At 33.9% G+C, this 25520-nt stretch carries 19 protein-coding genes and 5 tRNA genes; 22 read left to right on the top strand and 2 right to left on the bottom strand.

The features are described 5' to 3' along the window. The first annotated feature begins 3 nt into the window (after positions 1–3). The 21 genes from RH81_RS05880 (at position 4) to RH81_RS05780 (ending at position 18894) form a co-directional block, all read left to right on the top strand. Positions 4–879 (top strand): ComEA family DNA-binding protein, encoded by an 876-nt coding sequence (locus RH81_RS05880; protein WP_033958972.1) that lies wholly within the window; start codon positions 4–6, stop codon positions 877–879. Between the two features lie 21 nt (positions 880–900). Then, positions 901–2067, top strand: a complete 1167-nt coding sequence (locus RH81_RS05875; RefSeq protein ID WP_033958969.1) for an acyl-CoA dehydrogenase family protein — start codon at positions 901–903, stop codon at positions 2065–2067. A gap of 101 nt (positions 2068–2168) precedes the next feature. Further along, positions 2169–3596: a carboxypeptidase-like regulatory domain-containing protein gene (locus RH81_RS05870; RefSeq protein WP_033958967.1), complete on the top strand. Its 1428-nt coding sequence runs from the start codon at positions 2169–2171 to the stop codon at positions 3594–3596. Between the two features lie 112 nt (positions 3597–3708). Further along, positions 3709–3903 (top strand): 30S ribosomal protein S21, encoded by a 195-nt coding sequence (gene rpsU / locus RH81_RS05865; RefSeq protein WP_033958966.1) that lies wholly within the window; start codon positions 3709–3711, stop codon positions 3901–3903. 107 nt (positions 3904–4010) lie between these two features. Then, on the top strand, positions 4011–4901 hold the full coding sequence (locus RH81_RS05860) for a tyrosine-type recombinase/integrase (protein WP_033958965.1): 891 nt from the start codon (positions 4011–4013) through the stop codon (positions 4899–4901). Positions 4902–4928: 27 nt separating this feature from the next. Further along, a complete protein-coding gene (gene hpf / locus RH81_RS05855) occupies positions 4929–5231 on the top strand; it encodes a ribosome hibernation-promoting factor, HPF/YfiA family (RefSeq protein WP_033958963.1) in 303 nt (100 codons plus the stop codon). 101 nt (positions 5232–5332) lie between these two features. Next, positions 5333–5406 (top strand) — tRNA-Thr (locus RH81_RS05850). A gap of 54 nt (positions 5407–5460) precedes the next feature. Continuing rightward, positions 5461–5542, top strand: a tRNA-Tyr gene (locus tag RH81_RS05845). A gap of 43 nt (positions 5543–5585) precedes the next feature. Beyond that, positions 5586–5658: transfer RNA gene (locus RH81_RS05840), tRNA-Gly, on the top strand. A gap of 72 nt (positions 5659–5730) precedes the next feature. After that, a tRNA-Thr gene (locus RH81_RS05835) sits at positions 5731–5802 on the top strand. Between the two features lie 59 nt (positions 5803–5861). Then, positions 5862–7049, top strand: coding sequence for an elongation factor Tu (gene tuf, locus RH81_RS05830; protein ID WP_033958961.1), 1188 nt, complete (start codon positions 5862–5864; stop codon positions 7047–7049). 63 nt (positions 7050–7112) lie between these two features. Next, positions 7113–7185, top strand: a tRNA-Trp gene (locus tag RH81_RS05825). Positions 7186–7200: 15 nt separating this feature from the next. After that, complete coding sequence (gene secE, locus RH81_RS05820; RefSeq protein WP_033959310.1) at positions 7201–7392, top strand: preprotein translocase subunit SecE; 192 nt, start codon at positions 7201–7203, stop codon at positions 7390–7392. 22 nt (positions 7393–7414) lie between these two features. Beyond that, complete coding sequence (gene nusG, locus RH81_RS05815) at positions 7415–7972, top strand: transcription termination/antitermination protein NusG (protein WP_033958959.1); 558 nt, start codon at positions 7415–7417, stop codon at positions 7970–7972. A 71-nt stretch (positions 7973–8043) separates the two neighbouring features. Further along, entirely contained in the window at positions 8044–8484 is a 441-nt protein-coding gene (gene rplK, locus RH81_RS05810; protein ID WP_033958958.1) for a 50S ribosomal protein L11, read from the top strand. 11 nt (positions 8485–8495) lie between these two features. After that, on the top strand, positions 8496–9185 hold the full coding sequence (gene rplA / locus RH81_RS05805; protein WP_033958956.1) for a 50S ribosomal protein L1: 690 nt from the start codon (positions 8496–8498) through the stop codon (positions 9183–9185). 20 nt (positions 9186–9205) lie between these two features. Next, positions 9206–9727: a 50S ribosomal protein L10 gene (gene rplJ / locus RH81_RS05800; RefSeq protein WP_033958954.1), complete on the top strand. Its 522-nt coding sequence runs from the start codon at positions 9206–9208 to the stop codon at positions 9725–9727. A 60-nt stretch (positions 9728–9787) separates the two neighbouring features. Next, positions 9788–10162 (top strand): 50S ribosomal protein L7/L12, encoded by a 375-nt coding sequence (gene rplL / locus RH81_RS05795; RefSeq protein ID WP_033958953.1) that lies wholly within the window; start codon positions 9788–9790, stop codon positions 10160–10162. A 124-nt stretch (positions 10163–10286) separates the two neighbouring features. Beyond that, positions 10287–14099: a DNA-directed RNA polymerase subunit beta gene (rpoB, locus tag RH81_RS05790; RefSeq protein ID WP_033958952.1), complete on the top strand. Its 3813-nt coding sequence runs from the start codon at positions 10287–10289 to the stop codon at positions 14097–14099. A 77-nt stretch (positions 14100–14176) separates the two neighbouring features. Further along, a complete protein-coding gene (rpoC, locus tag RH81_RS05785; protein WP_033958951.1) occupies positions 14177–18478 on the top strand; it encodes a DNA-directed RNA polymerase subunit beta' in 4302 nt (1433 codons plus the stop codon). A 101-nt stretch (positions 18479–18579) separates the two neighbouring features. Then, positions 18580–18894 (top strand): DUF3467 domain-containing protein, encoded by a 315-nt coding sequence (locus tag RH81_RS05780; RefSeq protein WP_033958950.1) that lies wholly within the window; start codon positions 18580–18582, stop codon positions 18892–18894. Between the two features lie 165 nt (positions 18895–19059). Here the strand turns inward: RH81_RS05780 and RH81_RS05775 are convergent, their stop codons facing one another. Both RH81_RS05775 and RH81_RS05770 read right to left on the bottom strand, forming a co-directional pair. Next, on the bottom strand, positions 19060–19290 hold the full coding sequence (locus RH81_RS05775; RefSeq protein WP_033958949.1) for a (4Fe-4S)-binding protein: 231 nt from the start codon (positions 19288–19290) through the stop codon (positions 19060–19062). Between the two features lie 139 nt (positions 19291–19429). Next, a complete protein-coding gene (locus tag RH81_RS05770; RefSeq protein ID WP_033958948.1) occupies positions 19430–21019 on the bottom strand; it encodes a peptide chain release factor 3 in 1590 nt (529 codons plus the stop codon). Positions 21020–21496: 477 nt separating this feature from the next. On the opposite strand from RH81_RS05770, the gene RH81_RS05765 reads away from it, so the two are divergent. Continuing rightward, positions 21497–25520: DUF7507 domain-containing protein (locus RH81_RS05765; protein WP_420912075.1), on the top strand; the 4024-nt coding region annotated here is incomplete at its 3' end.

The raw sequence follows: 25520 nt of genomic DNA, 5'->3' as shown, positions 1-25520 counted from the left end.
AAAATGAAAAATATCAAATCCCACTTCATGTTTACAAAACAACAACGAAGTGGGATTTTTGTATTATTACTACTCATACTTATTTTACAAAGTATTTACTTTTTTGTTAATTTTTCTTCAGAAGAAATTCAAGTAAATCAAAATGATTTGGCGCTATTTCAAGCGGAAGTAGATTCACTTAAACTAATTCAAATAGAAGAAAGCAAACCCAAAATCTATCCTTTCAATCCAAATTTCATTACAGATTATAAAGGGTATACATTAGGAATGACTACTGCTGAAATTGATAGATTGCTCTCCTTCAGAAAACAAAACAAATGGGTTAATTCTGTAAAAGACTTTCAAAACGTCACTGAAGTTTCCGACTCATTGTTGGCTCAAATCTCTCCGTATTTTAAATTTCCAGATTGGGTAACTAATCCTAAACCAAAGGCGCAATATTCGTATTCAAATAATAGTAAACCTAAGACATTTGATCAAAAACTAAATTTAAACAAGGCTACTGCACAACAACTAAAAAAAGTTAATGGAATTGGTGAAAAATTATCAGAACGGATTGTTACATATAGAACAAAACTTGGTGGTAGCTTCATTGCTGATGTGCAACTTCTGGATGTGTATGGATTGTCGCCAGAAGTCATTGAGCGGACTTTAAATGAATTCACAGTTAAAGATGCAAAACCGATTACTAAGTTAAACTTAAACACAGCCACAGTAAAAGAGTTAGTTTCTATTCAACATATAGATTATGAAATTGCTCATTTTATTATTGAGGAACGTGCACTAAGAGAAGGCTTTAAATCCTTAGATGAATTAACAAAAGTTAAAGACTTTCCTGTCAAAAAGATTGAGATAATTAAGTTATATTTGACACTCTAATTTAGAATAAAAAGATTACATATGAATAGTAGGTACTTCACTGAAGAACATGAGTTGTTTAGACAGAGTTTAAAAGATTTTTTACAAAAAGAAGTGGTTCCGCACATTGAAAAATGGGAGGAAACAGGACAGATAGAACGCTTTATTTGGGAGAAATTTGGTGAAATGGGATTCTTTGGAATTGCTTATCCTGAAGAATATGGAGGAATGGACTTAGATTTATTCTATACTGTAATTCTTCTCGAAGAACTACAGAAGGTAAATTCAGGTGGATTTGCTGCTGCAATTTGGGCTCATGCTTACTTAGCAATGACACATGTTAATAAAGAAGGTGATCATGCTATCAAAGAAAAATATTTAGCTCCGAGTATTACAGGAGAAAAAATAGGTTGCCTATGTATTACTGAACCTTTTGGAGGTAGTGATGTCGCAGGTATGAGAACTACGGCTGTGAAAAAAGATGATACTTACGTTATTAATGGATCTAAAACATTTATAACTAATGGTGTTTATAGCGACTATTTAGTAGTTGCCGCAAAGACAAATCCTGAACTAGGGAATAAAGGAATTAGTATCTTTATTATGGATAGAGATACACCTGGTATTTCAGCTACTAAATTAGATAAATTAGGTTGGAGAGCTTCAGATACAGCAGAAATCGCATTTGATAATGTTGTAATTCCTTCGTCCAATTTAATGGGAGAAGAGAATAAAGGTTTTCCTTATATCATGCAACATTTTGCTTTAGAGCGTTTAATCATGGGTATTAATGCGCATGCAAGAGCTGAGTTTGCATTAGAATATACTTTAAAGTATATGGGTGAGCGCGAAGCTTTCGGAAGAACAATCAATAAATTTCAAGCACTACGTCATAAAATAGCAGATAGATATACCGAAATGGAAATCTGTAAAGAGTTTAATTATTCGGTTGCTAGTAGATTAGATCAAGGTGAGTATGTTGTAAAAGAAGCGACAATGTCTAAACTTCAGTGTACAAAAATGGCAGATGAAGTAATGTATGATTGCCTTCAATTTTTGGGAGGATATGGTTACATGGAAGAATATCCTTTAGCTAGATTATTACGTGATAGTAGACTTGGACCAATTGGTGGAGGAACATCTGAAATTTTAAGAGAGATTATCGCAAAAATGGTAATTGACAAGAAAGATTACAAACCAGCAACATAAAAAGGGTATTATCTTTTTTGCGAAAATTGTACAACAATTTGCAAAAATGGTAATTGATAAGAAAGATTATAAGCCAGCGACATAATCTAAAATTAATTATAATGAAATCTCAATTAGCTAAGCAATTCATAATATACTGTTTCTGTTTATTCAGTATGCTTTCGTTTTCTCAAACTGAGTTGAAAAATAAGATTGTAGATTTCACGACCTTAATGCCAATTGAGAGTGCTAGTATTTATATAAAAAATACTACAATCGGAACTGTAAGTAATCAGGATGGAAAATTTGTGTTACAAGTTTCTAATGAATTACAATTAGATACACTTATCATTTCTTCTATAGGTTATAAAAGCTTTAAAATACCAGTTAACGAATTTGATAATACAGAAGAGATTTATCTTGAGGAAGATATTGCTGCTTTAGATGAAATTATCCTTATTGCTGAAAACCGTCCAACAACTGGGAATGATATTATTTTAAAAGCTATAGAAAGATTATCTGAAAATCTTCCAGATTCTGCTTACATTCAAAAAGGATTCTTAAGACATAAAGAGCGAAATTCTAAAGAGTTTAAATGGCTAATTGAAAGTGCTATTACTGTTTATGATTCAGGTTACTCTTCGTCTTCAGAAGATCATCTAAAAATCAATGTGGATCAGGTTCGCAAAAGCTATGATCTTCGTGATGTAGATAGTATATTCTCTTATTATTCTTATTTAAAGCGTTATGAAAATAACAGGAAACTAAAAGCTAAAAACTTAAAAAGAGATACCATCAAAACATCTTCTTTGGTTAAAGCTATTAAATGGAATGATACTCGAGTTAACGGACTCGAAAACTTGTTTAAAGGAAAACTAAACTTGGTAAGGAATTCTAATGCTGCCAAAGCTTTATTCGGAGAGAATATTTTAGATAAGCATCAGTTTAAATTGGATACGGTCTTAGTCGATAATGATCGTAAGATTTATAAAATTCAAATCTCAGATAGTAAGGATTTTGTTGGTCTAGACACTGATGGTATTTTTAATGAAGGCTTTAAAGCTCAAGGTTGGGTTTATATTTATTGGGACAATTATGCAATTAAAAAAATTGAATACGAACTCGTTGCTGCTTCTGATGCTCAAAAAAGTAGAAGTAAAACTCTTTTTGGAACTCAGCTTAACCATAAATTAGTAATGACCTATATGGAATACAACGACAAGATGTATCCAAATTATATTTATTATGAAACACCTAAGTTGGTTAACGTTGGTTTGAAGACCTCAGAAAAGTTAACGGAAGAGGAGAAGGCTAAATATTATAATGAAGAACGTTTTTATTATACCATTCAAGAAATCTTGTTTTCAGATATTATTGAAGACGATCAAATTATTGCTGAAGCTTTACTAGCAGATTGGGATTCAGATATCTTTGCGCCAAGGCCATATGATAAAGCATTTTGGAAAAACTACAATATTTTATTAGAGAGTGAAGAAGACGAGCAACTAATAAAAGATTTAAGTAAACGCGCGTCACTTTTTAAGCAGTAATTTAAAATAATACATCTTCTTATTTAAAAATCAAGGCTTTTATTTTGAAATCTTAAATTCCTTCCTATATTTGCAGCCTTAAAAATTTTAAAAGAGAGGAGGTTAAGACACTATGTTAAGAATACCAGTTAAAGAAGGAGAAAATATAGATAGAGCGTTAAAACGTTACAAACGAAAGTTTGTGAAGACAACGGTTAAAAACCAGTTGCAAGAACGCAAACAATTCACAAAACCTTCTGTTCAAAGAAGAGAACAAGTACAAAAAGCACAGTACGTTCAAGGTCTAAGAGATCAAGAAGCCGTTTAATTGTGTTTAAATGATAGTAAATCCCATTAGAAATAATGGGATTTTTTTGTTTCTAACAAGATTGTAATTAAAACTTTGTATTTTAGATTTAATTCTAAAGTGTTTAAATGTCATTGCAATCATTCTCAGATTATTTATTACTTGAAAAAAACTATTCTCAGTTAACACTCAAGGCCTATCTTAAAGATATTCAAGATTTTTCTGATTTTATTGTATCTGAATTTGATTCTAAATCAATTACAAATGTCAACTATCAACAAATAAGGAGTTGGATAATACTATTAGTAGATAGCGGAATTTCAAACCGAAGTATTAACAGAAAGATTTCTTCTTTAAATTCCTATTATAGATTTCTTTTAAAAATTGAAGAGATAGAAGTTAATCCTCTTACCAAGCACAAAGCATTAAAGACCAGTAAAAAAATACAAGTTCCTTTTTCTGAACAGGAAATAAAGACAGTACTTGAAGAATTAAATTTTGCTACAGATTTTGAAGGCTTAAGAAATCGATTAATTATTGAACTGTTTTATGCAACTGGTATCAGACGTATAGAACTTGTTCAGCTTAAACTTATCGATGTTGATATTGCAAATAAAACCTTAAAGGTTTTAGGAAAACGAAATAAGGAAAGATTTATTCCGTTAATACCATCTGTAGTTGAAACTTTGAAAACTTATGTAATTGCAAGAAGTGAACTCAATGTTATACAAGATGGTTCTTATTTGTTTTTAACCAAAAAAGGGGTTAAAATTTATGAAACACTTGTTTACAGAATTATAAATGATTACTTTAGTAAGGCATCTTCCAAGGTAAAACGTAGTCCACATATTTTAAGGCACTCATTTGCGACTCATTTACTAAACCAAGGTGCAAACCTAAATGCTGTAAAAGAACTACTAGGTCATTCTAGTTTAGCGGCAACACAAATCTATACACATAATAGTATAGCAGAATTAAAAAAAGTGTATTCAAATACACATCCAAGAAGTAAAAAGTAATATTATCTAACTAATAAAAGATAGAATATGAAGGTAAACACACAATCCGTAAATTTTAACGCAGATAAAAAACTAATTGACTTTATTCAAAAGCGCATGGATAAGCTAGATATGTTTTATGATAAAGTGATACAATCTGACGTATATCTTAAGCTTGAAAATACAAGTGATAAGGAAAATAAGATTTTTGAAGCTAGAGTTAAAGTCCCTGGAGATAGTTTTATTGTAAAAAAACAATGTAAAACATTTGAAGAAGGCACAGATATGGCAGTTTCGTCGTTAGAAAGACAGTTAAAAAAGCGAAAAGAAAAATTAAGAGCACATATGTAGTAAAATTTTTCAAAAAATGTTTTGAATAAATAAATAAATCTTTACATTTGCAGTCCGTTAGAAATAGCGGGCTTTTTTTATAGCCAAAAAGTTATATAAAAGCCGATGTAGCTCAGCTGGCTAGAGCAGCTGATTTGTAATCAGCAGGTCGTGGGTTCGAGTCCCTCCATCGGCTCTAAAAAAGTCTAAGAATAACACAAGTTAATTTTAGCAAATGTTCTTTAAAATAGGGGAGATACTCAAGCGGCCAACGAGGGCAGACTGTAAATCTGCTGACTACGTCTTCGCAGGTTCGAATCCTGCTCTCCCCACAAAATTTTGAAACCTTCAACTAGTAAGATAGTTGTAAATAATGCGAGAGTAGCTCAGTTGGTAGAGCGTCAGCCTTCCAAGCTGAATGTCGCCGGTTCGAACCCGGTCTCTCGCTCTAAATCGAATCAACTCAAGTGTTGATTCGATTGTTGAGTAAACGTTTCTGTTTAGAAAAAAAACCTTTAAAGCCGGTGTAGCTCAGGGGTAGAGCGTTTCCTTGGTAAGGAAGAGGTCACGAGTTCAAATCTCGTCATTGGCTCTTTTTTTTGTATTGAATTAAATTGAACACTAATATAAATAAGATTAAATAAATTAAACATGGCAAAGGCAACTTTCGATCGTTCAAAACCACACCTTAACATAGGTACTATTGGACACGTAGATCACGGTAAAACAACTTTAACTGCTGCTATTACTAAAGTATTAGCTGATGCAGGTTTATCAAACGCAATGTCGTTTGATCAAATTGATAATGCTCCAGAAGAGAAAGAAAGAGGTATTACAATTAATACATCACACGTTGAATACGCAACAGCAAATCGTCACTACGCTCACGTTGACTGTCCAGGTCACGCCGATTACGTAAAGAACATGGTTACTGGTGCTGCTCAAATGGATGGTGCGATTTTAGTTGTAGCTGCTACAGATGGTCCAATGCCACAAACTCGTGAGCACATCCTTTTAGGACGTCAGGTAGGGATTCCTCGTATGGTTGTATTCATGAATAAAGTGGATATGGTTGATGATGATGAATTATTAGAATTAGTTGAAATGGAAATTAGAGAATTGTTGTCATTCTATGAATATGATGGTGATAATGGTCCTGTAATTGCTGGTTCAGCTTTAGGTGCACTTAACGGTGAGCAAAAATGGGTAGATACTGTAATGGAATTAATGGAAGCTGTTGATGTTTGGATCGAAGAGCCAGTACGTGATATGGATAAGCCTTTCTTAATGCCAATTGAAGATGTATTCTCAATTACTGGTCGTGGAACTGTTGCTACAGGTCGTATCGAAACTGGTGTTGGTAATACAGGTGATCCAGTTGAGATCATTGGTATGGGTGCTGAGAAATTAACATCTACTATTACTGGTATTGAAATGTTCCGTCAAATTCTTGATAGAGGTGAGGCTGGAGATAATGCAGGAATCTTACTAAGAGGTATTGAAAAATCTCAAATCTCTAGAGGTATGGTTATTTGTAAGCCAGGTTCAGTAACACCACATGCTAAATTTAAAGCTGAGGTTTATGTACTTAAAAAAGAAGAAGGTGGACGTCATACTCCATTCCATAATAACTATCGTCCACAGTTTTACGTACGTACAACTGATGTAACTGGAAACATTGCGCTTCCTGATGGAGTTGAAATGGTAATGCCTGGAGATAACTTAACAATCATCGTTGAATTAATTCAACCAATTGCAATGAACGTAGGTTTACGTTTCGCAATTCGTGAAGGTGGTAGAACGGTAGGTGCAGGTCAGGTTACTGAGATTTTAGACTAAAATATTTATTATATAAATATGAGTTAAGGTGTTCGTCAAAGGCGAACGCCTTGATTTATATTTACGGGTTTAGCTCAGTTGGTAGAGCACTGGTCTCCAAAACCAGGTGTCGGGAGTTCGAGTCTCTCAACCCGTGCAAATACAAAATCAAATGGCAGGAATTATAAATTATATTAAAGAATCTTTTGAAGAATTAAAAAACAACGTGACTTGGACACCATGGTCTGAGGCGCAAAGCTTAACTATTTTAGTAGCTGTGTTTTCAATAATTTTTTCATTAGCTATTTGGGGAGTTGATACTGTTTTCAGTAAAGTTATCAAAGCTTATTTTGAGTTGATATAACAAACTATAAAACCAAAGAATGATGTCTGAGACAAGTGTAAATAAAAAGTGGTACGTAGTTAGAGCTGTAAGTGGTCAAGAAAATAAAATCAAGGCTTATATAGAAAATGAAATTTCTAGATTAGGTTTAGAAGATTATGTTGATCAAGTTTTAGTACCTACTGAAAAAGTAATTCAAATCCGTAAAGGAAAAAAAATAAACAAGGAAAAAGTATATTTTCCTGGTTATATAATGATACAAGCAAATTTAAGTGGAGAGATTCCTCATATTATTAAATCTATAACTAATGTTATTGGTTTTTTAGGTGAAACAAAAGGAGGAGACCCTGTTCCATTAAGACAAACTGAGGTTAATAGAATGTTAGGTAAAGTTGATGAATTGGCTGTTGATGCTGATTTAAATGTAGCGATACCATTCACTATTGGTGAGACAGTAAAAGTTATTGATGGTCCATTTAATGGGTTTGATGGTGTTGTTGAAAAGATAAATGAAGAAAAGCGTAAACTAGAAGTAATGGTTAAAATTTTCGGAAGAAAAACGCCATTAGAATTGAGTTATATGCAAGTTGAAAAAGTTTAATAATTGTTACAATATAGATAGCGTGTCTTTTAGCTTCAAAATAGAAGAGATGCAAAACTAAAATAAGTAAAATGGCAAAAGAATTAGGTAAAGTAGTTAAATTACAAGTTCGGGGAGGTGCAGCGAATCCGTCGCCACCGGTTGGACCCGCTTTAGGTGCTGCTGGAGTTAACATCATGGAATTTTGTAAGCAATTCAACGCTAGAACTCAGGATAAACCTGGTAAAGTTCTTCCAGTTGTAATTTCTGTTTACAAAGACAAATCTTTTGATTTCGTGATCAAAACACCTCCTGCGGCAGTACAATTATTAGAAGCGGCCAAAGTAAAGAAAGGATCTGGAGAACCGAACAGAAAGAAAGTGGCAAAAGTAACTTGGGATCAAGTTAAAGCTATCGCAGAAGATAAAATGGTAGATTTAAATGCCTTTAAAATCGAGTCTGCTATGAAGATGGTTGCTGGTACTGCAAGATCAATGGGAATCACAGTTAAAGGTGGTCAAGCACCTAACTAAAAATTTTTGAAATGGCAAGAATAACAAAAAAGAGAAAAGAATCAGTAGCTAAGGTAGAGAATAATAAATTATACTCTCTTGAAGATGCAACTGTATTATTAAAGGAAATCACTTACACAAAATTTGATGCTTCTGTTGATTTAGCAATTAGATTAGGTGTAGATCCTCGTAAAGCCAATCAAATGGTTAGAGGAGTAGTGTCTCTTCCACATGGAACAGGTAAAGACATGAAAGTTCTAGCATTAGTAACTCCTGATAAAGAGGAGGAAGCTAAAGCTGCTGGAGCCGACTACGTTGGGCTTGATGAGTACCTTGAAAAAATTAAAGGTGGTTGGACAGATGTTGACGTTATCGTTACTATGCCTGCTATCATGGGTAAATTAGGTCCTTTAGGTAGAGTATTAGGCCCAAGAGGTTTAATGCCGAATCCAAAGACAGGAACAGTTACTATGGATGTTGCTAAAGCAGTAGCAGAAGTGAAAGCTGGTAAAATTGATTTTAAAGTTGATAAAACAGGAATCGTACACGCTCCTATAGGTAAAGCATCATTTAGTGCTGATAAATTAAAGGACAACGCAATGGAATTGTTAACGACTATAAATAAATTAAAGCCAACTGGATCTAAAGGTATTTACATGAAGAGCATCTTTATGTCTAGTACGATGAGTCCTAGTATCGCAATTGATGTAAAATTCGCATAAGTAGTTAAATCTTTATTATTATGACAAGAGAAGAAAAATCACAAGTAATTGAAGAGTTAACTGCTCAGTTAGCAGATAATGCTAATATCTATTTAACAGATATTTCTGGATTAAATGCAGGAAGCACTTCAAACTTACGTCGCGCTTGTTTTAAAGCAAACGTGCAATTAAGCGTAGTAAAAAATACATTATTAACTAAAGCTATGGAGGCTTCTGAAAGAGATTTCGGAGAACTTCCTACAGTTTTAAAGGGTAATACATCTGTGATGTATTCTGAAACTGGTAATGCTCCAGCTAAAGTAATTAAAGCCTTCCGTAAAAAATCTGAAAAGCCATTGCTTAAAGGAGCTTTTATTGAAGAGTCTGTTTACCTTGGAGATGATCAATTAGATATGCTCGTTGATATCAAGTCTAAAGAAGAGTTGATAGGAGAAATCATTGGATTGTTACAATCGCCAGCTAAGAATGTTATTTCAGCACTTAAATCAGGTGGTGGAACAATTGCAGGTATTCTCAAAACATTATCCGAAAAAGAAGGATAATCAAATAAGTACGCACTTAAACAAATTATATTTTATTAAAATTATTAAAAACGGTAGAAAATGGCAGATTTAAAAGATTTCGCAGAACAATTAGTTAATTTAACGGTAAAAGAAGTTAATGAATTAGCGACAATATTAAAAGACGAATATGGTATCGAACCAGCAGCAGCAGCAGTAGCAGTAGCAGCAGGTGGAGGAGCAGGAGCGGAAGCTGCTGAAGAAAAATCAGAATTCGACGTAATCCTTAAAGCAGCAGGTGGTTCTAAACTAGCAGTTGTAAAATTAGTTAAAGAATTAACTGGTTTAGGATTAAAAGAAGCAAAAGGTTTAGTTGATGATGCACCTAGTGCTATCAAAGAAGGTGTTGCTAAAGATGAAGCTGAAGCTCTTAAAACTCAATTAGAGGAAGCAGGAGCAGAGGTTGAGCTTAAGTAAGCTTAACAAACCTACAAATTATGGTTTAGGTCTTTCGAAATAGTCGGAATGACCTAAACCCTTTTGTGTATAAAAAAGTGCACAGGAAAATAAATATTTTTTTTAATCAAAATCTCGTTCATCGATGTTAGCAAATACAGCTGAAAGATTAAATTTCTCTTCTATAATTAACAGAACTGATTATCCAGATTTCTTGGATATTCAAATTAAATCCTTCCAGGATTTTTTCCAGTTAGAGACAAAATCAGAACAAAGAGGAAATGAAGGGTTATATAACACCTTCATGGAAAACTTTCCAATTACAGATACACGTAATCAATTCGTATTAGAATTCTTGGATTATTTCATTGATCCACCTAGATATTCAATTGAAGAGTGTATCGAAAGAGGACTTACATACAGTGTGCCATTAAAAGCACGTTTAAAACTGTATTGTACAGATCCAGAACATGAAGACTTTGAAACAATTGTTCAAGATGTATATCTTGGAACAATTCCATATATGACACCTAGTGGAACATTCTGTATCAATGGTGCAGAGCGTGTAGTTGTATCACAATTACATAGATCTCCAGGTGTATTTTTTAGTCAATCTTTCCATGCAAATGGTACTAAGCTATATTCTGCAAGAGTAATCCCTTTCAAAGGGTCTTGGATAGAATTTGCTACAGATATTAATCAGGTAATGTATGCGTACATTGATAGAAAGAAAAAATTACCTGTTACAACATTATTCAGAGCTATCGGTTTTGAACGTGATAAAGACATTTTAGAGATTTTTGATCTTGCTGAAGAAGTTAAAGTATCAAAATCTGGTCTTAAAAAAGTTGTTGGTCGTAAACTAGCTGCTCGTGTGTTAAATACATGGCATGAAGATTTCGTAGATGAAGATACTGGTGAAGTTGTATCTATTGAACGTAACGAAATTGTTTTAGATCGTGACACTATTATAGATAAAGATAATATTGAAGAAATCCTTGAAGCTGGTGTAAAAACTATTCTTTTACATAAAGAAAGTGCACAACAAGGAGATTACGCAATTATTCATAATACATTACAGAAAGATCCAACAAACTCTGAAAAAGAAGCTGTTGAGCACATCTATCGTCAATTACGAAATGCTGAGCCGCCAGATGAGGAAACAGCACGTGGTATTATTGACAAATTATTCTTCTCTGACCAACGTTACTCATTAGGTGAAGTAGGTCGTTATAGAATGAACAAAAAATTACAGTTGGATATCGGAATGGATAAGCAAGTGCTTACTAAAGAAGATATCATTACTATCATCAAATATTTAATCGAATTAATCAATTCTAAAGCAGAGATTGATGATATTGATCACTTATCTAACCGTCGTGTACGTACAGTAGGTGAGCAATTATCTTCTCAATTTGGTGTTGGTTTAGCACGTATGGCTCGTACCATTCGTGAGCGTATGAATGTTCGTGATAATGAAGTATTTACACCGATTGATTTAATTAACGCGAAGACTTTATCTTCTGTTATTAATTCATTCTTTGGAACTAATCAGTTATCTCAGTTTATGGATCAAACCAATCCACTGGCAGAGATTACACACAAACGTCGTTTATCAGCTTTAGGACCTGGAGGTTTATCTAGAGAAAGAGCAGGTTTCGAGGTTCGTGATGTTCACTATACACACTACGGAAGACTTTGTCCAATTGAAACTCCTGAGGGACCAAACATTGGATTAATTTCTTCTCTTTCAGTTTATGCTAAAGTGAATTCAATGGGATTCATTGAAACACCTTACAGAAAATCAGAGAATGGTGTTGTAGATATTAAGAATGCACCTGTATATTTAAGTGCAGAAGAAGAGGAAGACATGTTAATCGCTCAAGCGAATATTCGTGTAGACGATAATGGTAAAATCTTAGAAGATAAAATTATTGCACGTCAAGAAGGTGATTTCCCAGTTATTGATCCAGCAAATGTAAATTATACAGATGTTGCGCCTAACCAAATTGCTTCTATTTCGGCATCTTTGATTCCGTTCTTAGAGCATGATGATGCCAACCGTGCATTGATGGGATCTAACATGATGCGTCAGGCTGTACCATTATTGCGCCCTCAAGCACCAATCGTAGGTACTGGTCTTGAACGTCAAGTAGCTTCAGATTCAAGAGTATTGATAAATGCTGAAGGAAATGGAACTGTTGAGTACGTTGATGCAAACGAAGTAACTATAAAATACGAGCGTTCTGAAGAAGCTGGAATGGTGAGTTTTGATAGTGATACCAAAACATATCCATTAGTAAAATTCAGAAAAACCAACCAAGGAACGTCTATTAACTTGAAACCAATCGTTGAGAAAGGTGATAAGGTTAAAAAAGGACAAGTACTTTGTCAAGGTTATGCTACTGAAAATGGAGAATTAGCATTAGGACGTAACATGAAAGTGGCATTTATGCCATGGAAAGGTTACAACTTTGAGGATGCAATCGTTATTTCAGAAAAAGTAGTTCGTGACGATATATTCACATCTATTCATATTGATGAGTATTCATTAGAAGTTAGAGATACCAAATTAGGTAACGAAGAATTAACTAATGATATTCCAAACGTTTCTGAGGAGGCTACAAAAGACCTTGATGAAAACGGTATGATTAGAATTGGTGCTGAAATTAAGCCAGGAGATATTCTTATTGGTAAAATTACACCAAAAGGAGAATCAGATCCTACACCAGAAGAAAAATTATTACGTGCAATCTTTGGAGATAAAGCAGGTGATGTAAAAGATGCTTCTTTAAAAGCATCTCCTTCATTACATGGTGTTGTTATTGAGAAGAAATTATTCTCAAGAGCAATTAAAGATAAACGTAAGAGAGCAAAAGATAAAGAAGATATTGAAGCATTAGAAAATATCTATTACAAGAAGTTTGATGATTTACAAGCTGTTTTAGTTGAAAAATTATTCGCTCTTGTAAATGGTAAAACGGCTCAAGGTATCTATAATGACTTAGGTGAAGAAATCATTCCTAAAGGAAAGAAATATACACTTAAGATGTTAAATTCTGTAGATGATTATACACATTTAACTTCAGGAGTTTGGACGACAGACAATCATTTAAATACGTTAGTTGCAGATTTAATCCACAACTATAAGATTAAAGAGAATGACCTTCAAGGATCATTACGTCGTGAGAAGTTTACAATTTCTGTAGGTGATGAATTACCAGCAGGTATTATCAAATTAGCTAAGGTTTATGTTGCTAAAAAGCGTAAACTAAAAGTTGGTGATAAAATGGCAGGACGTCACGGTAACAAAGGTATTGTTGCTCGTATCGTTCGTCAAGAAGATATGCCATTCTTAGAAGATGGAACTCCTGTTGATATCGTATTAAACCCATTAGGTGTACCATCTCGTATGAACATCGGACAGATTTACGAAACTGTTCTTGGTTGGGCTGGACAAAAATTAGGTCGTACTTATGCGACACCAATTTTTGATGGTGCAACTCTAGATCAAATCAACGCGTTTACAGATGAAGCAGGTGTACCAAGATATGGTCATACATACTTATATGATGGTGGAACTGGAGATCGTTTTGATCAACCAGCAACCGTAGGTGTGATTTATATGATTAAGTTAGGTCACATGATTGACGATAAGATGCACGCACGTTCCATAGGTCCTTACTCTTTAATTACACAACAACCTTTAGGTGGTAAAGCACAATTTGGTGGTCAACGTTTTGGAGAGATGGAAGTTTGGGCACTTGAAGCTTATGGAGCATCAAGTACATTACGTGAAATCTTAACAGTAAAATCTGATGATGTAATAGGTAGAGCTAAAACTTACGAAGCTATCGTAAAAGGAGAGCCAATGCCAGAACCAGGACTACCTGAATCTTTCAACGTTCTTATGCACGAATTGAAAGGATTAGGATTAGATATTAGATTAGAAGAATAAAAAAAACAGTAATCAGTCAACAGTACACAGTTTAACTGTGTACTGAAGATTGAAAACTCAAGACTATAAAAGTAATTATGGCAAGAAGACAAGATAAGAATGTAATACAGAAATTTAGTAAAATTTCTATTGGTCTCGCATCTCCAGAATCTGTTTTGGCAGCTTCTCGTGGTGAAGTTTTAAAACCAGAAACTATTAATTATCGAACACATAAACCTGAACGTGACGGTTTATTCTGTGAGCGTATTTTTGGTCCTGTAAAGGATTTTGAATGTGCTTGTGGTAAATATAAGAGAATACGCTACAAAGGAATCGTTTGTGACCGTTGTGGTGTTGAAGTAACTGAAAAGAAAGTACGTCGTGATAGAGTAGGACACATCAACCTTGTTGTGCCTGTAGCTCATATCTGGTATTTCCGTTCGTTACCAAACAAAATAGGATATTTACTTGGTTTACCTTCTAAGCGTTTAGATATGATTATCTATTACGAACGCTATGTAGTTATACAACCAGGTGAAGCAATGAATGCTGAAGGAGAACCATTACAAAAGTTGGATTTCTTAACGGAAGAAGAGTACCTAACTATCATGGAAGGTCTTCCACCGGAAAACAGACATTTAGATGATACAGACCCAAATAAGTTTATAGCTAAAATGGGAGCTGAATGTTTAATCGATTTATTATCAAGAATCGACTTAAACGAATTATCATTTGAATTACGTCATAAAGCAAATACTGAAACTTCTAAACAACGTAAAACTGAAGCGTTAAAACGTTTACAAGTTGTTGAAGCGTTTAGAGACTCTAATTTAAATAGAGAGAATAGACCAGAATGGATGATCATGAAGGCTATTCCAATCATTCCACCGGAATTAAGACCATTGGTGCCTTTAGATGGTGGTCGTTTTGCAACATCAGATTTAAATGATTTATATCGTCGTGTTATTATTCGTAACAACCGTTTAAAGCGTTTAGTTGAAATCAAAGCTCCAGAAGTAATTCTTCGTAATGAGAAACGTATGTTGCAAGAATCTGTAGATTCATTATTTGATAACACTCGTAAAGCTTCTGCAGTAAAAACAGATTCTAACAGACCATTAAAATCGTTATCCGATTCATTAAAAGGTAAGCAAGGGCGTTTCCGTCAAAACTTACTTGGAAAACGTGTTGATTATTCTGCACGTTCGGTAATTGTTGTTGGACCAGAATTAAAATTATTTGAATGTGGATTGCCTAAAGATATGGCAGCAGAACTCTACAAGCCTTTTATCATTAGAAAACTAATTGAAAGAGGAATTGTAAAAACTGTAAAATCTGCTAAGAAAATTATAGATAGAAAAGAGCCAGTTGTTTGGGATATCTTAGAGAATGTTTTAAAAGGACATCCAGTTCTTTTGAACCGTGCTCCTACATTACACAGACTTGGTATCCAGGCTTTCCAACCAAAATTAATTGAAGGGAAAGCAATACAGTTACACCCATTAGTGTGTACTGCATTTAATGCCGATTTTGATGGTGACCAGATGGCAGTACATTTACCACTTGGACCAGAAGCTATTTTAGAATGTCAATTATTAATGTTGGCATCTCATAATATCTTAAACCCAGCAAATGGTGCTCCAGTAACAGTTCCTTCTCAGGATATGGTACTTGGTCTTTATTATATGACCAAGCTCAGAAAATCTACTGCTGAAGTTAAAGTTATAGGTGAAGGCTTAACATTCTACTCTCCAGAAGAAGTAATTATTGCTTACAACGAGAAAAAAGTAGAATTAAATGCAGGTATTAAAGTAAGAACTCAAGATTTTAATGAAGAAGGAGAGTTAACTACTCAAATTATTGAAACAACTGTAGGTCGTGTACTTTTTAACGAAAAAGTTCCAGCAGCAGCAGGTTACATTAATGAGGTATTGACTAAGAAATCTTTACGAGATATTATTCATGGAATTCTTAAAAAGACGAGTGTACCAGTAACAGCTGATTTCTTAGATGAAATTAAGACACAAGGATATAAATTCGCCTTCCAAGGTGGTCTATCTTTCAGTTTAGGTGATATTATTATTCCACCTGAAAAGCAAGGTATGATTGACAAAGCTAATGGCTTAGTTGATGGAATTATGGGTAACTATAACATGGGATTAATAACAAATAATGAACGTTATAACCAAGTTATTGATATCTGGACATCTACAAATGCTGAATTAACTGAGTTGTCTATGAAGCGTATCCGTGAGGATCAGCAAGGATTTAACTCGGTGTTTATGATGCTTGATTCTGGAGCTCGTGGATCTAAAGAACAGATTCGTCAGTTGACAGGTATGCGTGGATTGATGGCGAAACCTAAAAAATCTACTGCAGGTGGAGGATCGATTATTGAAAATCCAATTCTTTCTAATTTTAAGGAAGGTCTTTCAATTTTGGATTACTTTATCTCTACACACGGTGCACGTAAAGGTCTTGCCGATACAGCACTTAAAACTGCTGATGCAGGTTACTTAACGCGTCGTTTAGTTGATGTGTCTCAAGATGTTATTATTTATACTGAAGATTGTGGAACATTAAGAGGTATTGAAGTTAAGGCGTTAAAGAAAAACGAAGAAATAATTGAAACGCTTGAGGCTAGAATAGTTGGTCGTACATCTCTAAATGATGTTTACGATCCAATTACCGAAGAGCTATTAGTTGAAGCAGGTGGTCATATTCATGACGATGTTGCAAAACGTATTCAAACGTCTGCTTTAGACTCTGTTGAAGTGCGTTCAGCATTAACTTGTGAGGCTAAGAAAGGTATTTGTTCTAAATGTTACGGTCGTAATTTAGCGACAGGTAAAATGGTACAAAGAGGTGAAGCTGTTGGTGTCGTTGCGGCACAATCAATTGGTGAACCAGGTACACAACTTACTCTACGTACATTCCATGTTGGTGGTGTTGCAGGTAACATTTCTGAAGAAAACAAATTAACAGTGAAGTTTGATGGTGTTGCAGAGATTGAAGATCTAAAAACTGTTAAAACTAAGGATAATGATGGAAATGATGTTAACGTTGTTATCTCTCGTACTTCAGAATTAAAATTAGTAGATGCTAAAACAGGTATCACATTAAGTACGAATAATATTCCTTATGGATCTTTCATCTACATTAAACCAGGTGACAAAGTGAAAACAGGAGATATTATTTGTCAGTGGGATCCATATAATGGTGTAATTATTTCAGAATTTGCTGGTAAAGTGAAGTTTGAAAACCTTGAACAAGGTATCACTTATCAAGTAGAAATTGATGAACAAACTGGTTTCCAAGAGAAAGTAATTTCTGAATCTAGAAACAAGAAATTAATTCCTACCCTTCTTATCGAAGATGCTAAAGGCGAAACTATACGCTCTTACAATTTACCATTAGGAGCTCACCTTATGATTGATGATGGTGAAAAAGTTAAGGTTGGGAAAATTTTAGTTAAGATTCCTCGTAAATCTGCTAAAACTGGTGATATTACAGGTGGTTTACCTCGTGTAACTGAATTGTTCGAAGCACGTAACCCTTCTAATCCTGCTGTTGTAAGTGCGATTGATGGTGTTGTTTCTTTCGGGAAAATCAAAAGAGGTAACCGTGAAATTATCATTGAGTCTAAGCAAGGTGAGGTTAAGAAATACTTAGTGAAGTTATCTAATCAAATTCTTGTTCAAGAAAATGATTACGTAAAAGCTTGTATGCCTTTATCTGACGGTTCAATTACTCCTAACGATATCTTAAATATAAAAGGACCTTCTGCAGTGCAACAATATTTAGTTAACGAAGTACAAGAAGTATATCGTTTACAAGGTGTGAAGATTAATGATAAGCATTTCGAAGTTGTTGTAAGACAAATGATGCGTAAAGTTAGAATTATTGATTCTGGTGATACGATATTCTTAGAAGATCAATTAGCTCATAAAGCAGATTTCATCGAAGAAAATGATAAAATTTTCGGAATGAAAGTTGTTGAAGAGCCAGGAGATTCTGAATCTTTAAAAGCTGGACAGATTTTATCTTCTAGAGAGTTAAGAGATGAGAATTCAATACTGCGTAGAGAAGACAAAGCGTTGGCAACTGCAAGAGATGCAAAACCTGCTACTGCTACACCAATTTTACAAGGTATTACAAGAGCATCATTACAGACGAAATCATTTATCTCTGCGGCATCGTTCCAAGAAACTACAAAAGTTCTTAACGAAGCAGCAGTAAATGCTAAAGTTGATGATCTTGAAGGTTTAAAAGAGAATGTAATCGTAGGTCATAGAATTCCTGCAGGAACTGGTGTTAGAAAGTTTGATAACATCATCGTAGGTTCTAAAGAAGAATTCAATGAAATGATGAAAGCGAAAGAAGAGATGAATTATAACTAAAGAAACTATAGTTTCGACAATTTATAAATTCAAATTATAATAATAAAATCCCGTTTTTTACGGGATTTTATTTTAAATTCAAGTATTAAAAACAAATAGTTATGGCTGACGATAAAAACCAAAAGAAAAAAGGAATCAATATAGAATTAGATGAGAAAATTGCTGAAGGAACTTATTCTAATCTAGCAATTATTAATCATTCTGTGTCAGAGTTTGTAGTTGACTTTGTTAGTATAATGCCAGGTACACCAAAGAGTAAAGTTAAATCTAGAATTATATTAACGCCTCAGCATGCTAAACGTTTATTAAAAGCTTTAGGAGATAATGTAAATAGATTTGAAAAAGCTCATGGGGAAATCAAAGATTATGAGCAACCTCCAATTCCATTAAATTTTGGTCCAACAGGTCAGGCTTAGGGTTTCAATTTAAAGCGAGAATTTCATAAAGTCTTTTGAGGTTCTCAAAATATTTTTTTGAGCAACCTCCAAGACCATTAAACTTTGGACTAACAGGACAAGCATAAATAAAAAACTCCCTTTGAATTTAAATTCAAAGGGAGTTTTTTAGCTTAGTATACAAGTTTAAGCGACTTCTTTTTGATTGATATGAAATTTTAATGCTCCAGATGGGCATTTCTTTACTTGTTGAATTATTTTTTCTGTAGATTCTCCATCTAAGTCTATCCATGGGATAACAGAATGACGAAATACATTTGAAAGTTCTTTAGCACAACGTTCAGCGTTGATGCATTGACAAGGATTGTAGGTAACAGTAATATCATTATTACTGAAAACATTAGGTGTAGTTTTCATAGGTAGATTAATTTTGGGGTTCAATCTGATAGAAATGTATGTACTAAAACGTTTGAGTTTCAAAAAATTCGATAAAGTGTATGATTTAATCGTTGAAATGCGTTTTTGTAGATTGACTATCGACGAACGACATAGGCATTTAGTCAAATTCTGATGTTAAATGAAATGTAATACTCGGATATTTTTGCTGAGTCATTTGTAATGAGAAGCTAGAATCTGATAAAAATACCAGTTGTCCTCGCTTATCTTTAGCCAGAAAACGTTGCTTAACTCTTAAAAAATCTTTGTACTCATCACTTTTGGGATCTGAAGGTTCAACCCAACAGGCTTTATGTACATTTAAATTTTCATAAGTACACTTTGCTCCATATTCATGTTCTAGTCTATACTGAATAACTTCATATTGTAATGCACCTACTGTACCTATAATTTTTCTTCCATTAAGTTCTAAGGTAAATAATTGTGCAACACCTTCATCCATTAATTGATCAATTCCTTTATTTAACTGTTTAGATTTTAATGGATCCGCATTATTAATATATCTAAAGTGTTCAGGTGAAAAGCTAGGCACACCTTTGTAATTTAGAATTTCACCTTCAGTTAATGTGTCTCCAATTTTAAAGTTACCAGTATCTTGTAATCCAACAATGTCACCAGGATAGGAGATATCTACAATTTCTTTCTTTTCAGCAAAGAAAGCATTCGGGCTTGAAAATTTTAGTTTTTTATTGTGTCTTACATGAAGGTAAGGAGCATTTCTCTTAAATTCTCCAGAAACAATTTTTATAAAAGCTAAACGGTTTCTATGATTAGGATCCATATTAGCATGAATCTTAAATACAAATCCAGAAAACTTGTCTTCATCTGGTTGTACTAATCGCTCTTCACTATGTTTAGGTCTAGGCTTTGGTGCAATTTCCACAAAACAATCTAATAGTTCGCGAACTCCAAAGTTATTTAGAGCCGAACCAAAAAACACAGGTTGTAATTCACCATTTAAATATTTGTCTTTATCAAATTCAGGATAAATACCTTCAACGAGTTCAACTTCTTCTCTAAGGGTTTGTGCAGCTTTTTCGCCTATTAGCTTATCTAATTCTGAAGATGATAAGTCGTCTATTTCAATCGTTTCTTCAATATCTTTACGACTATCACCACTAAATAAATTGACATTTTTTTCCCAGATGTTGTAAATGCCTTTAAAGTCGTATCCCATTCCTATAGGAAAACTAAGAGGCACAACTTTTAAACCAAGCTTTTGTTCTATTTCATCAAGTAAATCAAATGCATCTTTACCTTCGCGATCCATTTTGTTAATGAATACAATTATTGGTATATTTCGCATTCTACAAACTTCAACAAGTTTCTCTGTTTGTTCCTCAACACCTTTAGCGACATCAATTACAACAATTACACTATCAACAGCAGTAAGTGTTCTAAATGTGTCTTCAGCGAAATCCTTGTGACCTGGAGTATCAAGAATATTAATTTTGATACCATCATATTCAAATGCTAAAACTGAGGTGGCTACAGATATTCCTCTTTGGCGTTCAATTTCCATAAAGTCACTGGTAGCACCTTTCTTAATCTTATTACTCTTAACAGCTCCAGCTTCTTGAATTGCGCCTCCAAAAAGTAATAGTTTTTCTGTTAATGTTGTTTTACCTGCATCTGGATGGGAAATAATTCCGAAAGTCCGACGTCTATTGATTTCTTTTAAAAAACTCATATTCATTTATAGTAGGTGCAAATATAAATTTTATTAAACTATTTAAAACCCAAAATATAGTTTTATCGTAGTTCTTTCAGAAGTAGTGTCAAGTTAAAATATATGTGACATTTTAAAATTAATGTGTCACATAACTAATATTGCTTATTGAATATTATTTATCACAAATTAACCTATGTTAATATCTATGATATAATTATTTCAAAAAACCTTTTATTTTTAGGGAAATTACTTTAAATTTGCGTTTAATCGATTAAAATAAGCGTTTAATCGATTAAATATATGTTAAAATTTATAGTAATTTTTTCACAAAATTATTACATTTGAACCAGATTAATAGCACTTATTTTGAACCTACAACAGAAACAGTTAACCTGTCCTATACATTTATGTGTATTGGATAAGGTTTTTTTTGTTTTAAGTAGATGATTTAAGGTGTTATATAAAATTTAAGAATAAATAATTATATAAGATTTTATGAAAATCTCTACCCGATTCTCGTTAAAAAATAAGTTTTCATTTGCGTTTTCAGCAATGATGTTTTTTCAAGCTTTTTTGTTTGCACAATGTCCTGTTCCAGAAGCAGACGGTACTTACAATCCTAAAGATGATATAATTATAACATCTTATCACCAAAGTATAGCCAAAACACCAACGGGTTTAATTACTTGGGGTGAGGATATGGATTTTGATGGAGGAAATGTTACGGCAATTCAAGAAATATCGACAGCAAACGGATATAATTTTACAGGAACAATAGTGCAATATGCAGTGTCTGGAAACTCTGGAGGTCAGGCTTTTTTGCTGACAACAACAAACTTATATGCTTGGGGTCAAGTTGACGAAGTTGTCAATTCTGATTTCGTAAGTGGAGCAACATTTGCTCCAATGACTTTGCCTGCTGGTGTTCTTCCAACAGATGTAACAGATTTATATGCAACATCTAACGTTTTTGCAATTAATACGGCTGCCGGAGAGGTATGGATAGCGTCAAGGGAAAACAGAGTAAACGGAAATATTTCAACAGATGCAACTGTTTGGCAACAAGTACAGACGGCTGCAGGAGTTCCTATTACAGATGTTTTTCATGTCACAGGGAGCGATGTAGCTTTGTATGCGATTCAAAATGATGGTGATATATATGCATGGGGAGAGAATATACATTTGGCAGATGGTAATACAGCAGCAGACTATGACTATGCTACTTTAGTTACTGCACCTGGTTCAACTCCAACTTACATTACGGCGTATTACAATGATCAATCAGACGAGCATGGTGTTTTAGCATTAGGAACAGATAGAAGAATGTATGGCGTAGGGTTTAATACATCTCAAAAAATAATAAATGAAACTACAACGGCTGTATTAAATTGGGATACAATTGATGATTCTTTAGGTAACCCTATCGAAAATGTATTACAAATATCATCTAATCAGTCTTCAGAACAATGGGCTAGTGCTGGTGCAATTACAGAAGGTGCTACACCGACATCAACAAGAATATTGCTTACTTGGGGTTCAAATAATCAAGGAGCAATCGGACAAGGAACGGATACAACAACAGAATATCCTACACTTCCAGGAGGATATGTTATTGATGACGATGATGCTGTTTATGTAAGTACTGGAGGTCATGCTACAACAATATATAATAGAGATACAAAAACGATTTGTTTTACAGGACATGTTATTGACGGTAGTACTGGAGGGCTAACAGGAGCGACTGCGACTACTTTTCAGTGTATAACAATAGTTAATTTTGAGGTATGTGGAGTTAATACTTGTTCTGTTGATTCTATTGCTTCTTCTGACGAATCGACGTGTAATGATAATGCCACACCATTAAATGACGCAGATGATTTTTTTACTGCAGATATTACAGTAGAATTTTCAGATGTACCTACTTCTGGGACTTTGGATTTAACAGGAGATGGAACAGGTTCTATTTCCGTAACAGGTTTAACATCACCTTATGTGTTTGATGATGTTGTTTTACCTGCGAATGGAAATGCCATTTCAATTACAGCTACATTTTCTGATGATTTAGCATGTGTTTTTACTAATTCAAATGTTTTCACTGCTCCAGTTTCTTGCAGCTTTAGTATAACTGCAGAAGACGATGATTTCAGCGGAACACCATTCAATCCAATAATAGGAGGAACAACACTAAGCGTGTTTTTAGATAATGGTTCAACTGAAGATCTTGCAGATGGAATTGCAGCTACAGATGCCAATATAGATGATAATATTATTATAAGTAATGATGGCGGCTTAACAGGAGTAACAATTAATTCAGATGGAACTATGAATGTTCCTGCAGGAAGCACACCTGGAACTTATACTGTTGAGTATACAATTTGTTTAGACATAGATAATTCAATTTGTGATGTAGCAAATGTGACTATTTTGGTTGGAGCTTGTTTAGATTTTCCAACAAACGATTGTGACAATGATGGTGTTTTAAATTCTTCAGATATATGTGAAGGTTTTGACGATACTGCCGATGTTGATGGTGATACTATTCCTGATGGTTGTGATGACGATGATGATAATGATGGATTATTAGATTCCATTGAGTGTAATGCTTCAAATGCATTAACAAATGGTAATTTTGATTCAAACCTAATTACAGGTTGGACTGAATCTGGTAACTCAGACTGGTTTAGATCAGGTGTTGGAGGTGGAACTGCAAGATTTAATGCAGATAATTCTGATTCAACATTTGAACAAACTGTAACGGTTTATTCAAATGTAATAACAGCATTTACGTTTCAAGATGCTGCTGATGCAACAAGTGTAATTGATGCCACTTTAGAAATTTCAATTGACGGAAGTGTAGTTTATAGTAAAACTGCTGCTGAAATTCAAGCAGACAATGGAGGCGTAGACACTTTTGCTACACAATCTTTATTCTTTGTATCAGCTACTGGTACTGCAATTATAAGTATTAGAGCATTTTCTGCTGGACCTGGAGTTTCTGATGATTTTAGATTAGATAATATATTTGTAGAACTTTGTCAAGATTTAGATGGAGGTGGAGTACCAGACTTTTTAGATTCAGATACTGATAATGATGGTTGTCCTGATGCTCTTGAAGGTGACGGCGGGTTTGTCTTAGCAAATTTAGATATTGATGATACTTTAGGAGATGTTGTCGATGCAAATGGTGTTCCTCAAGTAGGAGGTTCGTCTGGGCTTCAAAATGATATCAGTGCAACCAATCCAAATATTACTTCAGGAGAATGTGATGATGATGGAGATGGTGTTATTAATAATAATGATCAATGTCCTGGTTTTGACGATACACAAAACAATGATGGTGATTTATATGTAGATGGTTGTGATGATGATGACGATAATGATGGATTACTTGATGTTGTCGAACAAGGAAATACAACTAATAGTCAGCCGATTTGTGGTGGGCAAACTACTTTAGATTTTAGTGGTACTCCAATTGAAGAAATTGGAGATGGCATGCTTGGAAGTGTAAAAGAAGGAGAAGTTTTTAGATTTTCTAATGTTGCTCCTGGAGTTGATGCTTTAGTAACAATTAATGAAGTTTACAATTGCTTTGTAACTGTAATTGATGAAAACTCTACTGACCCAACATTCTTTAAACCAGAGACTCGTGTTGGAAATATTCCGGCAGGTCAACAACCTTTTGTTGAATATCAATTTGATTTTGTGCAAACTGGTACGAATACTGCTTTTATAATTCCTGAATTATTCATTAATTTTAATGATGTTGATGGAAATGTAGATTTATCGGAACAAAACTGGACAGAGTATCCAATTAGTTATACTCTAGATAACCCTAGCGAAATTACGATCACAGACGAAAGCCCTTGGTTGGTTGGAACATCAAGTAATGTTAATATTTCGGGAACTTCAAATATTAATCCTCAAGTTAATTTTTCTACTAGATACTTAAACACTTCAAGTCAAACAATTAGACTTGGTTTAAGAGCGAACACAGGTAACAACCTTTCTGCTAGAAGACATAGTGTCGAATTTAATTGTGTAAATAATTTCACGAATCCAATCACTACTTTGTTTGATACAGATGAAGATGGAATTCCTAATCATTTAGATTCAGATAGTGACAATGATGGATGTCCAGATGCTCTTGAAGCTGATGGAGGTTTTGTTGCTTCAGATTTAGATGGTGATGATTCTCTTGGTGACGTGGTTGATGCAAATGGTATACCACAAGTAGGAGGCTCCACAGGTCAGCAAAACGATGTTAGTTCAATAGATCCTAATGTAAATGGTTGTGAAGATCCAAGTATTATAGCAGAGAAGAGTGCTAGTGTTACAGATAATGGTGATGGTGTATTAGGAGCAGGCGATGTAATCAACTATACAATCACAGTAGAGAATACCGGAAATGTAACCCTGACCAATGTTGGATTAGTGGATACCTTAACGAACTTAGATGGAACTGTTCTAACAGTTACAGGACCAACATTTGATAGTTCAGATCAAGGAAGTTTAGAAGGGA

The organism is Psychroserpens jangbogonensis, assembly GCF_000797465.1.
In the GTDB taxonomy this organism is placed as follows: Bacteria; Bacteroidota; Bacteroidia; order Flavobacteriales; family Flavobacteriaceae; genus Psychroserpens; species Psychroserpens jangbogonensis.
The sequence above is the reverse complement of the archived record's forward strand: the minus strand, read 5'-3'. Positions and strand labels throughout refer to the sequence as shown.